Raw genomic sequence first — 13,826 nt, 5'->3', positions numbered from 1 at the left:
TGTCTTGCCTTTCCGAAGTGTCCTGCCTTTCCGAAATTTCATGCGTGATCCGGCATCCAATGCGCGATGATCCCGCCGGATCGCATCGCCGCTCGCGGCACCAACGGAGAATGAACTATGCATCACCGAGCCTGGCTTGCGGCGTTGACACTGCTGATCGCGACAGCTCACGCACCGGTCGCGTCGGCAACGCAGGCACAGATCGAGCGTGACAAAAAGCCGGTCAAGGAGATCGCGAGCGGTCGCATTGCCGTCGGCGGCGCGATGTTTCCCGTCTACCTCTCGGCCGACTGGTCCAATCCGCTGCCGGACGTCACCCGCGCGGTGCTGGTGCTGCACGGCGTGCTGCGCAATGCCGACGACTATTTTCGCGCGGCGCTGAGCGCGCAGGCCGCGGCCGGCGATATCGGCAAGAGCACGCTGATGATCGCGCCGCAATTCTTGATCGAGCCCGATGTCGAGGCGTTCAAGCTGCCGGCGGAAACGCTGCGCTGGAGCCTCTATGGCTGGCAGGGCGGCGAGCCCGCGGTCGCGCCGAGTCCTGCAAGCTCGTTCGAGGCGCTCGACGCCATCCTGGCAAAACTCGGCGACCGCAAGCTGTTTCCGAACCTGAAGCAGGTCGTCGTGTTCGGCCATTCCGGTGGCGGCCAGGTGGTGCAGCGCTATGCGATCGCCGTGAAGGGCGACCAGGTGCTGCTGCACGAGGGCATCGGCGTGCGCTACGTCGTCGCCAATCCGTCCTCCTACGCCTATTTCACCAAGGAGCGACCGGAGCCCGCGATCGCCGCGAAGTGCGAAGGCTACAACAGCTGGAAGTTCGGCATGGACGACCGTCCGCCCTATCTCGCCGAGCCTTCGCCAACGGCGCTGGAGCAGGCCTATGTCGCGCGCCGCGTGATCTATCTATTGGGAACGCTCGACACTAACCCAAATCATCCCGCGCTCGACAAATCCTGCATGGCGGAAGCCGAAGGGCCGTATCGCTACGCGCGCGGGCATTCCTATGTCGCGGCGATGCAGGCCCGCGACCACGGCGCGCCGAACCACAGCCTGTGGGATGTGCCCGGCGTCGGCCACGAGGGCGGCAAGATGCTCAACTCGCCCTGCGGCCTGACTGCGGTGTTCGACATCCCCGGCTGCGAGGCGGCGCGCTGATACCGCACACCGGAATTTGTGCGTGAAATCGGTGGCAAGCGGCGTGGGGATTGCCTACGCTCGTCTCGCGAATGGAGTATCAGAACCGACAGCTCGATGGAGAACATCATGAGAGCAGGTTTGATCACGCTTCTGACAGCCAGCGCGTTCCTCAGCTTGACCCCCGCCAACGCCGCAGAGGGATGTGGCGACGGTTGCCACAGGACCTCACGAGGTGCCTGCGTGATCGACGGCTGGGCCACCAGCGCGCCGGTCAGGAACGAGTGCCCCGCCACCTCGCGCCCACGTCCCCCCTGTGGTGGCGGCGGCTTCATCTGGCGGCGCGACTACCAGGCTTGCGCCCAGACGACGAAGGATTGGCTCTAGGCACCGAGGCCGCCGGTGCGTATGTCGCGCGGCGACCCGGTCCACGCGCCTTAGGACTTCGCGGCCGACGCCTGCGCCGGCCGATAGGCGGCGGCGTCCGTCGTGAACTCGGCGTGGCCGTAGTCCTTCAGCAGACTTTCGATTCGCTTGACCAGCCGACGGTCGGCTGCCTCGCGCAGGCCGGGAATCCGCGACGCCAGCCGATAGAGCGCAAGCCGGGTGAACAGGAAGATCCCGACCAGTGCCGTCACAGTGCGATCCCTTGCTGTGATCGGCACGCCGATCGATGCGGCCCTGGCCCTGTCGCCGTTCATGAAGCTGTTCAGGAAGAACGTCTTCGCGAAGCTGCGCTCGAAGAATTCGAACAGGCGGCTGCCGAAGGACTCGTCGGAGCGCAAGGTTGCCGCCATCGTGGCCCGGACCAGTTCGCCGCAGGTCTTGTCGTCATAGCCGGCCCGCAGCGTCGCGGAACGCAGCAGCATGAGATCGACAATTCCCTTCGGCGTATCGGCGAGCAGGTCCTCCGGCAGGCCGAGCAGGACGCAGCGGTAGCGCGCAAGCTCGACGCGGGCCCGTTCCTCCGGCGTGAACTCCGTGCGACCGTCGGCCAGCACCTTCTGTGCCAGCAGGAAGATCGGGATCAGTCCGGCAGGCATTTGGTCGACCTGCGGAATCGGGATGCCGTAGACCGAAATTTCCCAGTTGTCGGCGCGGCGCATCACGTTGGCGCGCACCATCGAATGCATTAGCCGCACCATCGCCGCTGCCTTGAAGCCTGCGCCGAACCGGCCGAGCGCACCGGGCAGCACAGACGTCGCGAAGAATGTCGCGGTCTCCTTGACGCGCCGTGCCGACGAGCCGCTCGACAAGGCGTTGGTGATCGCCATCGGCAGCGCCGCATACTTGTTCATGAAGGTGGCGAAAAACGCGCCGCGGATGATGAAGGGGCTCAGATTGGCGGCCGCGTTGCGATCGATCCGAGCGCCTTCCTCGACCAGCTTCATATCGAGCCAGGCGGGCGTGCGCTCCATGTCGCGGATCAGCGCGATCAGCTCGGGCGGCGCATCGGCCACCGCCTCGACGCCGGCATCGCAGGCCTGAACCAGCATGGTGACCAGCCGGCGGAACCCGTATTCCCGCATCAGCGCCGCATAGGCGTCGGCGGGCGGATCGCCCATCATCGTGTAGCTGCGGATGAACGCCATGCGGTCGGCGTCGGCCAGCAACGCCGCGCGGGCGGCCGCGAATTTTTCGGGAAGCACGCTCGGCGTGCCGGCATCTTGGGCAAATCGTTCCGGGACGATGGAGAAATCGACCTTGCCGTAGATCCCGGGATTCCTCTCCTTTTGCGCGGCGACGCTGCTGCGCAGCTTTTCCAGCGTTCCGGCCTGCATCCGCGGCTCTCCCTGATCCTCATTGGCTGCCACCAATTTATATCAAGCGATAGGAAATACAATAAATAATATCGTGTGATATGATTTTCCGATGAGCGCACGAAACAGCCCCCTCCCGCCGCCGACGCGATCGGCCACGACCCCCTACAAGAAGGGTGACGAGACCCGCGACCGCATCCTCAACGCCGCACTCTTAGCGTTTGGCAACAGCGGCTTTGCGCGGGTGACGACCCGCCAGATCGCCGAGGAGGCGGGCATCAATCTGCCCGCGCTCAACTATTATTTCGGCAACAAGGAAGGCCTCTATCTCGCCTGCGCCCATGAAATCCTGGCGCGCTATCGCGAGAGCATGGCAGCGGTCGGCGAGGCCGCTCTCGCATCGCTAGAGGGACCACCCGATCCGGACGGCGCCCGCGCGCAGTTGAAGCTGCTGCTCACGGCGCTGGCGCGGTTCCTTCTGACATCGGCGAGCGAGCAGAATCGCTTGTTCGTCCAGCGCGAGCTGGCGGATCCCGGCCGGGCGTTCGAGGTTCTCTATGCCGGGCTGTGGCGGCCGGGAATCGAGCTCGTGGCCCAGCTGATCATCGCAGCGTCCAGCGCGCGATTGACGACGGCGCAGGCGCGTGTCCGCGCCGTGATGATGATTGCCGGGCTGACCGGTTTCCAATCCGGCGCGCCGATCATTTCGCGGACGATGGGCAAGGCGGCCTCGCTGACGATGGTGATCGAAGCGCTCGAAGCGCAGGTCGACGCGCTGGCGCGCTGACGAGCGCCTCGCGATCCGCCTCCAGACTGCGCCTTACGCCGGCACGATCACCTTGCCGATCGGCCACAGCGCGATGCCGGCAAGCTTGAGATGCGCCCAGGCGAAGGGGATGCCGATTGATGGTCACCGCAAGCAGGATCGCGGTGATCAGATGGCCGATCGCAAGCCACCAGCCGGCCAGGATGAACCAGATCAGATTGCCGATTACGCCGAGCGGTCCGGTTCCGATATCGGACATGCCGGTGACTTCATCGCGCCGTACCGCACGCGAGCCGAACGGCAGCAGCGTGTAGACCGCGATGTTGAACGCCGCGCGCGCCCAGGGCAGCCCGATAATGGTGACCGCCATGATGACGGCGGCGATCAGCCAGCCGAACGCCATCCACGCGCCGCCGATCAGGATCCAGAGGATATTGAGGAGGATAGACACAGGCTGCATGGCTGACACCTTCGCGCCGCTTCGGACGCCCTCAATATAGACTGATGTCGGCTGCGGCGGTAGGTGCGGCCCAAACGCGCGCCGACCTCGTTGCATCTCTTTTGATCGCGACTAAGCTCGCGCCGCCGCGCAGGACCCGAGAAGCCTGCATCGGAAAGGGAGAGCAACAATGAGAAAATTACTTGGGGCAACTATTCTGGCCGCACTGGCATTTTCAGTGCAGGCCGCGCGCAGCGAAGACGCCGTGCGTTTCGCGCCGCTCAAGGCCGAGGAACTGTCGCCGCCGCAAAAGGCCTGGGCCGACCTGATCAGCGCGCCGCCGCGCAATGCCAAATTCACCGTGCCGCCTTACCGCGCCTATATCCGCAATCCCGACCTGGCGCCGAAGCTGTCGAACCTGTCGGACTATCTGCGCTGGAACACCTCGCTGCCGCCGCGGCTGAGCGAAATGGCGATCCTGATCACGGCGCGGCACTGGACCGCGCAATATGAATGGTCCGCGCACTACCCGCTGGCGATGAAGGGTGGGCTCGATCCCAAGATCGCGGATGCGATCGCCAAGGGCACGCGGCCCGACGGCATGAAGGACGACGAGGCCGCGCTCTACGATCTCGGCATCGCGCTCTATCGCGACAGGAATGTCAGCGACGCCGTCTACAAGGCCGCGCAGGAGAAATTCGGCGAGCGCGGCATCATGGATATCATCGGCATCATGGGCTACTACGATTTGGTCTCGATGACGCTGATCACGATGCAGGCCGGCTCCGCCAATGACAGCGTGCCGCCGCTCCCGGTGCTGGAGAAGTAGCTGCGTCCGCAGCTGTCTCGCTATCCTACCTCGTCCGCTTGCGGGTAGGGCAATCGCATAAGAGTCTATGGGGCTATATCATTGTCCCCCGTCGTCATCGCCCGGCCTGTGCGCAATTGCGCACATGGACCGGGCGATCCGGTACGCCGCGGCCTCTCGGCTCAAGCACTGCTGCCTCTGGAATGCTGGATCACCCGCATGCGCGGGTGATGACACCGCGTGGTGATGCTGGAACGACGGGTCCCTTCAACAAGGTCCGCCGCGTCGAATACCGGCAGTCGCCGGCTACGTTGCATGGGGTTGTTTTCGATGTTTTGGCAGCGCGCCCCCGGGCAAGCCATCGCATCCGGTTGTCGGCCTCGATCCATGGCCCGGCCATGACGATATGGACACGTCAGTTGCGGGAGAGGGCGTGCAGTCCCGTCGCGATTGCCCTCTGACTCGCGTCAGCGCCGAAATCCGCTGGCGCGGGAGTAGCTCTGGCGGCCTTCCTGGGCCGGGCGCGCCGCCATACTGGCGCGGGTCTCGCTGGCGACCGGCGTCGCCGGCTTCAAATCCTCGAGGAAGATCGGCTTGGCGAAGTAGAAGCCCTGGGCGTAGCGGATCTTGGTCGCCGCCTGCAGATAGGTCAGCTCCTCGTAGGATTCGATGCCCTCGGCAATCACGGTCATGCCGAGCGCCTCGCTCAGCGATTCGATCGCGCGCAGGATGCCCTGGCTGCGCGGCCGCTGATGGATGTCGGTGATGAAGGAGCGGTCGATCTTGATCTCGTCGGCGGTGATGTCGGCGAGGGCCGACAGCGACGAATAGCCGATGCCGAAATCGTCGATCGAGATGCCGACGCCGATGCCGCGCAGGATCGGCAGGATCTGGTCCTGGAAATGCGACCGGGTCACGAACGCGTCCTCGGTCACCTCGATCATGAAGCGTTTCGGGAAGCCGGTCTCCTCGATCGCGCTCGCGAAGCGGCGCATGAACTCGAGGTTGGAGGCCTGCTTGGCGGCGACATTGATGCTGATCGTCGCCGTGGGGCCGAACGTGTCGTTGATCAGGTCGATCGACTTGACGATCTCCGCCAGCACCAGAAATGTCAGCTCGTCGATCAGGCCGAGCTCCACCGCGAGGTCGATAAAAGTGCCCGGCGCCTGGATCACGCCCTCGTCGTCGCGCAGCCGCACCAGAGCTTCGATGCCCTTGACCTCCAGGGTGCGGATATCGACCTTGGGCTGGAAGGCGCAGCAGAAGCGCTTTTCCAGGATCGCCAGCCGCAGCGACTGCTCGATCTTCATCCGCGCCAGCGCCTCGCGCTCCATGCTGTTGTCGAAGAACGCGATCGAGCCCTTGCCGTTGTTCTTGACGCGGTACATCGCGATGTCGGCGTTCTGGCGCAGCGCCTCGTAGCCCCGGCCATGCACCGGGTAGAGGCTGACGCCGATCGAGGTCGAGGCGAAGATCTCGGAGTCCTCGATGAAGAACGGCGCCTTCAGCCGCTCCTGCATGACATGGATGAATTCGGCAACCTCGTCATTGCCGCTGATCGGGTTCAGCAGCAGCAGAAACTCGTCGCCGGAGATCCGGGACAGGATATCGGTCTCGCGCAGCGCGTGGCCGAGCCGCTTGGATAGTTCGACCAGCAGTGCGTCGCCGATCGCGTGGCCGTAATAGTCGTTGATGTGCTTGAAGTTGTCGACGTCGAGGAAGGCGAGCGCGAATTGGCTCTGCGAGGAGTCGCGGATCAGGCCGTTGACGCGATGCTCGATCACCCGCCGGGTCGGCAGGCCGGTCAGTTCATCGTAGTAGGCCGAGCGAAACAGCTGGTCCTCGAATGCCTTCTGCTCGCTGATGTCGGTCGAGGTCGAAATCAGGAGATTGCGCCCGGCGATCTGCACCGGCCGGTGCGCGGTGAGGAACACGTATTTGGATGCGCCGCAGGCGAGGACTTCCTCGATCACCACCGGACGGCCGCTGCGCAACAGGTCCAGATTGGCGGCATGGCGCTCGTCGACCGGCGATGGCTGGCTCGCACCGGCCGCCAGCTGCAACTGGCTCGCCGCCGCTTCGTTCACCAGGATGAACTGGCCCTGCTCGTCCTGGACGGTGACGCCGGCCGGCAGCAGCTGGAGAAGATCGCGCAAGATGCGCAATTCATTGCTGGAAATATCGTCCTGGCCGGTCGCTGCCGTGCCCGTCTGAAAATCGTTTTTGGTGAAACTATGCATGTGCCGACCTTGGCAAAGTCCGTTGTAGTTTTGGTTAAGCGGACTTGCGAAATGCCGTGACAGAAAGAGACCCGGGCTGCTTTCGCAAGCCGTCGCGGCAATCGTCATTAACAGAGTATCAATGTCGGCATCGGCCGCCGGTGAAAGCGATTGCGCAGCGCGCGGTTGCATCGGCACGCGCAAATAAAGCAGATGTGCCGAAAAGCAGGCTTATCAACAGTTGGGAAGATTGCACTGCATGATGCAGTGAACGCCGGTCTTCAGGTAGCTGATCTCGGTCTTGCCGTCGAACGGCCGCAGCGCCGACTTCAACAGCTTGGTGCCGAAGCCGGCTTCGCCGATGACCTCGACCACCGGTCCCTCGGTTTCGTCCCAGATCACGTTGAGACGCCCATCGTCCACCGACCATGACACCTGGAGAAATCCGCGCGGCGAGGAGAAGGCGCCGTACTTTCCGGCATTGGTTGCGAGCTCATGGAAGATCAGCGCCAGCGAGACGGCGAGCTTGGCGGGCAGGAACAATTGCTCGCCATTGAGATTGAACCGCACATGGCCGTAGGGGCCGAGCTCCGAGCGCAGCAAATCCTTGATATCGCAGCCATAGCCGTCGACCCGCGCGATCAGATCGTCGGTCGCCGCGAGCGCGCGGATGCGATGGTCGATGCGCTGCCAGACGTCGGGCCGGTCCTGCAGCGCCTGATGCAGCACGGCGTGAATGGTCGAGGATTTGTTCTTCAGCCGGTGCTGCAATTCGTCGACCACGATCTTGCGGTACTGCTCCTCCTCAATCAGACGCTTGGAAACCTCGCGCTGCTGCGCGACCAGGGAACGGTAGCGCTCCACCCCCCAGATCGCGATGCCGCATACCACCCAGAAGATCATCAGCAGCGCAAAGCGCGCCGGGTCGGCGTGCGCGCTGCTGAAATTGAGCAGGACGCCGAGCAGGCCGCTGGCCAGCGCGGTCGCGATCCCGATCCGGAAGCCGCCAAGGGCGGTGGCGAAAAATACCGCCGGGAAATAGGGCGTGAAGAACACGTCTGGCCTGATCTGGGCGAGCCCGAACCGCGCGGCCGTGGCCAAAACGAGACACAGCACGGCGAAGGCCACCGCAAGGCGCAGCGATGGCTGCGTATCGCCCCGCCAACTCGCTCTGAAATCGTCGATCCACTTCGCCATCGGTCGCTCCAGTTCACGTGAACAGGCGACCCAAAATAAGGCCGCTGCGACCGAAAAACCGCAGTTGTGGCCTTCTGGCCACAGATGGACCTCGCCGGCCGTTAACCGCGCCTGCGCTTGCGTTGGCGGGAGCGGCTGGGGAATATCCGCAACATCAAACGCTAAAAGGGGGACCGGCATGGGACGGCTGGACGGCAAGGTCGCGATCATCACAGGCGCGACCAGCGGCATCGGATTGCGCACGGCCGAGATCTTTGTCGCGGAGGGCGCGAGGATCGTGATCGCCGGGCGCCGCGCGCCGGAGGGCGACGCACTGGCGCACCGGCTCGGCGGCAACTGCATCTTTCGCCAGACCGACGTCACGGTCGAGGAGCAGATGCAGGCGCTGATCGCGCTCGCGGTGGAGAAGTTCGGCCGGATCGACTGCCTGTTCAACAATGCCGGCGGCCCGGCGCAGACTGGCGGCATCGAGGGCCTCGACGTCGAGCGGTTCGACACGGCGATGGCGACCCTGGTGCGCAGCGTCATGCTCGGCATGAAGCATGTTGCGCCCATCATGCGCCAACAGGGATCCGGCAGCATCATCAACAATGGCAGCATCGCCGGCCGGCTTGCGGGCTTCTCCTCGTCGATGGTCTACGGCGCTGCGAAGGCCGCCGTGATTCATTTCACCAAATGCGTGGCGATGGAGCTCGGTGAGGCCGGCATTCGCGTCAACTCGATCTCGCCCGGCGCGATCGCCACCGGCATTTTCGGCAAGGCGCTGGGGTTGTCGACCGAAGCCGCCGAGCAGACCCCGGCCGTGATGCGCGAGGTCTACAAGGCGGCGCAGCCGATCCCGCGCGCGGGCCTGCCCGACGATATCGCGCATGCCGCGGTGTTCCTGGCGAGCGACGAATCGAGCTTCATCAACGGCCATGACCTCGTCGTCGACGGCGCCATGACCGGCGGCCGCAACTGGAGCCAGCAGCAGGCGGGCTACGTCGCGCTGCGCAAGGCGTTCGATCAGGGAGCGGGGTAGTAGCATCGGTCATTGCGAGCGAAGCGAAGCAATCCATCGTGCCGCCGGCCGGGAAGTGGATTGCTTCGTCGCTTCGCTCCTCGCAATGACGCGGGGGGAGCACACGATGGCATACGGAGTTGCGATCTGCTGTTGGCCGCGTTTCGCATGAATGCGCAGCTTGAACGCCGGCTGCGCTATCTCGTCGCCGTCATTGTTGCGGGCGCGGTGGCGAGCATCGGAATCAATCTCGTGCAGGGCCGTCACACGCTTGGGCCGCTGGTTGCGGGATTCGCTTATGCCTTCGTCACCTGTGTGGCGATCGGAGGGGTCGAACTATTCATCCTTCAGGGCCCGATGATGGAACGGCTCAATCGCCTGTCCTTCGTCGGGCTTCTTGCCGTACGCAGCACGATCTACGCCGTCATCATCATCGTCATACAATTGCTCCAGGTCGGCGAACGAGTTGCCGGGTTTCGGCTGCAGACCTCGATCGCGGATTTCGGCGTCAGCATCGCCTATTCCGCCGCGGTCTCGGTGCTGCTGAACCTGGGCTTCAGCATCGCCAATCTGATCGGCCCGCGCGTCTTCATGAACTTCGTCTCCGGCCGCTATCACTCGCCGGTCGAGGAGAACCGCTTCGTGCTGTTCGTCGACATAGCGGGGTCGACCGGGCTTGCCGAACGGCTCGGCGGCATCGGCATTCACCGCTTTCTCGACCGGACCTTTCGTTTGCTCACGGAATCTGTCGTGGATTATCGCGGTGAGGTGCTGAACTATGTCGGCGACGAAATCATCGTGACCTGGCAGGAACGCGTGGGAGCGATCGACTGCCGGTCGCTGCGCTGCTTCGTGGCGATGCGCGCAGCGCTGCAGAAGGCGGCGCCGCAGTTCGAGCGCGAGTTCGGCGCGGCCCCGCAGATCCGGGGCAGCCTGCATTTCGGGCCGGTGATCGTTGGTGAGATCGGCGACATCAAGCCGGCCATCGTGTTCAACGGCGATGTCATGAACACCGCGGCACGACTGGAGGAGCTGAGCCGCAAGGTCGACGGCGGCTTTCTCGCTTCACGGACTGCGATGGCGCGCTTTGCCGCGCCGCCGCCGTTTCCGGTGAACGATCTCGGCCGGCTTCCGATCCGCGGCCGCGTCGACGGCATCGACGTCGTCGGGATCGGGGCGGTGGCGTAACGCGTCTGGATTCGCGCGCTGCGACAGAGGAGGGCGGAACGAAGAGCAAAGCTCGGGCAAATCGTGTCGCGAGAACGCAGATGTTTGACTCACAAACCGCGCCACACATTCACTGTCGTCCCGGCGTAGGCCGGGACCCATAACCACGAATGCCGGTTGCTGCGCTACGTTGGAACGACGAGTCCCGTTCACGACATCCGCCGCGGCGTATGGGTCCCGGCCTTCGCCGGGACGACAGCGATGGATGCGGCGCGACATCGATTCCAGCTTTCGCGGTTACGACAACTGCGCGATGCTCACGCCGCAGGACGATCCTGTCCTCACACCTTCTGCTTCGCCGCTTCCTTCGCGAGATCGGGCGCATTCACGGCCGGGATCGCGACGCGGCCTGTGCCGGTTTGCTGGAGCGCTGCGGCGGCCTTGTCGTTCTGCATGATCTTGGCCATGACGGCCTGGCCGGCACGTTCGAACACCGCGCGGTTGTCGATCACGAACTGGCGCGACTTGCGCAGGCCGTCGATATAGCCGTTGATCTCCGGCACGACGTAGCGCGCGACCATGTCCCAGCTGCGGCGGGTGTTTTCGGGATTGGCCCAGTCATGGGCGAAGCCGATGATCGAGCCGACGCCGCCGGAGACGTCGACCAGGTTCTTGATCATCTTGATCAGATCATCCGGCGTGCCGATGGTGGAGGCAGCACCTTCGACGAACGCGGTCTTGTCGACGGCTTCATCCGGCGAGGCGAACGCGGTCAGGCCCGGCCGCATCAAGGTGCCGACGTTATATTCGTTGTGCCAGCGCAGCAGCCCGGCGCCGGCCTCGCGCCGCGCCTGCTCGCGGGTCTCGGCAATGTGCCAGGACAGCAGCACGCGCCAGTTGGCGCGGCTCACCGTGGTGCCCGCCTTCGCGGCGGCGTCCTCGGCGAATTGCCATTGCTGCGGCAGCGCCATCAGGCCCTGGGTCGACATCGAGCCCAGCGAGATGATGCCGATGCCGTACTTGCCGGCGAGCGTCATGCCCGACGGCGAGATCTGCGAGGCCACCACGAACGGCATGTCCTCCTGCAACGGCAGGATCTGCAACGCGGCGTCGTGCATCTCGAACCAGTCGGTCTTGGCGGTGACGCGCTCGCCGTTGAACAGGCGGCGGATCACCGCGATCGCCTCGTCCTGGCGGTCGCGCTGGGTCATCGGGTCGATGCCGAGCGTATGCGCGTCGGAGGCGAGCGCGCCGGGGCCGGAGCCGAAGATGGCGCGGCCGCCGGTCATGTGGTCGAGCTGCACCATGCGCTGCGCGACGTTGAAGGGATGGTGATAGGGCAGCGAGATCACGCCGGTGCCGAGCTTGATGCGCTTGGTGCGCTCGCCGGCTGCGGCCAGGAACATTTCCGGCGAGGCGATCGTCTCCCAGCCTGAGGAATGGTGCTCGCCGCACCAGAATTCGTCGTAACCGAGCGCGTCGAGCTGCTCGACGAAATCGAGGTCGCGGCGGAATTGCAGCATCGGATGCTCGCCGATCGGGTGATGCGGGGCGAGGAAGGCTCCGAACTTGAGGCGCGCCATTGGTCGTTCTCTCCGGATGATTGTTATCGGGGGCTTTCCGCCAACCTACGGGGTGGCCCGGGGCAAGGCAATGCTCCGGGGTTGCGGCGCCCGCATGGTTGTTGCGCGAATCGGCGGCGATTGCCGCCCTCCGGAATGTTTCCCAGCGCATCAACGCAAATTGGCGCCGGTTCGCGCGTCCGTGATCCCAGGCCTACCTCGCAGGTAATCGAAGCGATGACGGGAATCTGCTGATGTCGGTCACGACGTCATTTCGGGCAGGACAGGGCATGCACCAGATCGTTTCGACGCGCGCGGAGACCTCCCGCCGCTGGTGGGTGCTTGCGATCGTGGTGTCGGCGCAGTTCATGTTCGGCGTCGATGCCTTCATCGTCAACGTCGCGATCCCGACGATCGCGGCGGAGCTGCACGCGTCGCCGGCGCAGATCGAGGCCGTGATCGCGATCTATCTGATCGCCTATGCCACGCTGGTGGTCACCGGCGGCCGGCTCGGCGACATCCATGGCACAAGGAACGTGTTCATCGCCGGCGTCGCGGGCTTTTCGGTGACCTCGCTGTGGTGCGGTCTCGCGCAATCCGGACCCGAGCTGATCATCGCCCGGCTGGCGCAGGGCGCGACGGCGGCGCTGATGGTACCGCAGGTGCTCGCGACGCTGCATCTGCTGTTCTCCGATGCCGCCCGCGCTCGGGCCTTCGGCATCTACGGCATCGTGCTGGGGCTCGCCGGCGCGGCCGGCTTCATGCTCGGCGGTGTGCTGGTGACGCTCGATCTCGCCGGCCTCGGCTGGCGCGCGGTGTTCTTCGTCAACGTGCCGTTCGGCGTCATCATCATCGCGGCCGCGCTGAAGATCATGCCGACGGTGCCGCGCCGATCCGGCACGCGGCTCGATATCCCGGGCGCGATCGTGCTGTTTGTGGGCCTGCTGTGCCTGATCGGGCCGCTGCTGTTCGGTCACGATCTCGACTGGACGGCGTGGGTGTGGCTGGTGATGGCCGCAGGTGTTGCGATCATTGCGGCCTTCGTGAGGCTCGAGCGCCGCGTCGCGCGCCGCGGCGGCATGCCGCTGATCGATCTGTCGCTGCTGTCGGATCGCGCCTTCATGCGCGGCCTGGTCGCGGTGTTTTTCTTCTTCTTTGCGAACCTGTCCTTCTATCTGATCATGACCATGTTCATGCAGAAGGGCTTGCAGATCCCGCCGTTGCAAGCAGGGCTCGTGTTCGTGCCGCTGGCGCTGACCTTCGTGATCGCCTCGCGGCACAGCGGCATGCGTGCGAGGCATCGCGGCACGCTGGTGCTGATCGAGGGCTGCGCGCTGCAGGTCGTCGGACTCGGTGTGCTGGTCGTGACGGTTCAGGCGATCGCAGCGCCATCGGCACTGCTGCTCGCACTGGTGCTTGTGATCTTCGGCTACGGCCAGGGTCTGGTGATGGCGCCGCTGTCGAGCGCGGTGCTGTCGAGCGTGAAGCCTGCGAGCGCCGGCGCCGGCTCCGGCATGTATGGCACGACGACGCAGATCGGCAACGCGGCCGGCGTCGCAGCGATCGGCGCGGTGTTCTTCGCCGTTGAGAGTGCGACGTCAGCGCATCTGGCGCTGTATGCGGCATGCGCATTGTTTGTGCTGTCGATCATTATTTCAGCCGCATTTCTGTCATGGATGCGCCGCGCCACAGCGTGAATCCGCAGGAATCTGGCGCGCATTCTTGAAAAGTTGATGCCCAAACAAAGTTGATGCCCAAACAAGGTGCTAAGGCA

At 64.7% G+C, this 13,826-nt stretch carries 11 protein-coding genes and 1 pseudogene; 7 read left to right on the top strand and 5 right to left on the bottom strand.

What is annotated here, in order from left to right:
- Positions 1-117 precede the first annotated feature (117 nt).
- Both ACE103_RS41560 and ACE103_RS41555 read left to right on the top strand, forming a co-directional pair.
- Positions 118-1,155, top strand: a complete 1,038-nt coding sequence (locus ACE103_RS41560; RefSeq protein ID WP_375777659.1) for an alpha/beta fold hydrolase — start codon at positions 118-120, stop codon at positions 1,153-1,155.
- Positions 1,156-1,263: 108 nt separating this feature from the next.
- The gene (locus tag ACE103_RS41555) at positions 1,264-1,521 is read left to right on the top strand and encodes a GCG_CRPN prefix-to-repeats domain-containing protein (protein ID WP_374708036.1); all 258 of its coding nucleotides are present in this window, start codon (positions 1,264-1,266) and stop codon (positions 1,519-1,521) included.
- 50 nt (positions 1,522-1,571) lie between these two features.
- On the opposite strand, the gene ACE103_RS41550 is transcribed toward ACE103_RS41555, so the two are convergent.
- Positions 1,572-2,915, bottom strand: coding sequence for an oxygenase MpaB family protein (locus ACE103_RS41550; protein WP_375777658.1), 1,344 nt, complete (start codon positions 2,913-2,915; stop codon positions 1,572-1,574).
- Positions 2,916-3,006: 91 nt separating this feature from the next.
- Between ACE103_RS41550 and ACE103_RS41545 the strand changes: the two genes are divergently transcribed.
- Positions 3,007-3,681 (top strand): CerR family C-terminal domain-containing protein, encoded by a 675-nt coding sequence (locus ACE103_RS41545; RefSeq protein ID WP_375777657.1) that lies wholly within the window; start codon positions 3,007-3,009, stop codon positions 3,679-3,681.
- 33 nt (positions 3,682-3,714) lie between these two features.
- Here the strand turns inward: ACE103_RS41545 and ACE103_RS41540 are convergent.
- Positions 3,715-4,120, bottom strand: a pseudogene (locus ACE103_RS41540) (YccF domain-containing protein).
- A 169-nt stretch (positions 4,121-4,289) separates the two neighbouring features.
- Between ACE103_RS41540 and ACE103_RS41535 the strand changes: the two are divergent.
- Positions 4,290-4,928 (top strand): carboxymuconolactone decarboxylase family protein, encoded by a 639-nt coding sequence (locus tag ACE103_RS41535; RefSeq protein ID WP_375777656.1) that lies wholly within the window; start codon positions 4,290-4,292, stop codon positions 4,926-4,928.
- Between the two features lie 446 nt (positions 4,929-5,374).
- Here the strand turns inward: ACE103_RS41535 and ACE103_RS41530 are convergent, their stop codons facing one another.
- The gene (locus ACE103_RS41530; RefSeq protein WP_375777655.1) at positions 5,375-7,147 is read right to left on the bottom strand and encodes a putative bifunctional diguanylate cyclase/phosphodiesterase; all 1,773 of its coding nucleotides are present in this window, start codon (positions 7,145-7,147) and stop codon (positions 5,375-5,377) included.
- A gap of 213 nt (positions 7,148-7,360) precedes the next feature.
- Positions 7,361-8,323, bottom strand: coding sequence for a sensor histidine kinase (locus ACE103_RS41525; protein ID WP_375777654.1), 963 nt, complete (start codon positions 8,321-8,323; stop codon positions 7,361-7,363).
- A gap of 178 nt (positions 8,324-8,501) precedes the next feature.
- On the opposite strand from ACE103_RS41525, the gene ACE103_RS41520 reads away from it, so the two are divergent.
- Positions 8,502-9,344 carry an SDR family NAD(P)-dependent oxidoreductase gene (locus tag ACE103_RS41520; RefSeq protein ID WP_375777653.1) on the top strand — a complete coding sequence of 281 codons (843 nt, stop codon included), beginning with the start codon at positions 8,502-8,504 and terminating at the stop codon, positions 9,342-9,344.
- Positions 9,345-9,491: 147 nt separating this feature from the next.
- Entirely contained in the window at positions 9,492-10,511 is a 1,020-nt protein-coding gene (locus ACE103_RS41515) for an adenylate/guanylate cyclase domain-containing protein (protein ID WP_375777652.1), read from the top strand.
- A gap of 320 nt (positions 10,512-10,831) precedes the next feature.
- Here the strand turns inward: ACE103_RS41515 and ACE103_RS41510 are convergent, their stop codons facing one another.
- Positions 10,832-12,073 (bottom strand): LLM class flavin-dependent oxidoreductase, encoded by a 1,242-nt coding sequence (locus ACE103_RS41510; RefSeq protein ID WP_223971882.1) that lies wholly within the window; start codon positions 12,071-12,073, stop codon positions 10,832-10,834.
- A gap of 269 nt (positions 12,074-12,342) precedes the next feature.
- On the opposite strand from ACE103_RS41510, the gene ACE103_RS41505 reads away from it, so the two are divergent.
- Positions 12,343-13,749, top strand: coding sequence for an MFS transporter (locus ACE103_RS41505; protein WP_375777651.1), 1,407 nt, complete (start codon positions 12,343-12,345; stop codon positions 13,747-13,749).
- Positions 13,750-13,826 lie beyond the last annotated feature (77 nt).

The organism is Bradyrhizobium sp. ma5, assembly GCF_042258955.1.
Lineage (GTDB): Bacteria > Pseudomonadota > Alphaproteobacteria > Rhizobiales > Xanthobacteraceae > Bradyrhizobium.
The sequence above is the reverse complement of the archived record's forward strand: the minus strand, read 5'-3'. Positions and strand labels throughout refer to the sequence as shown.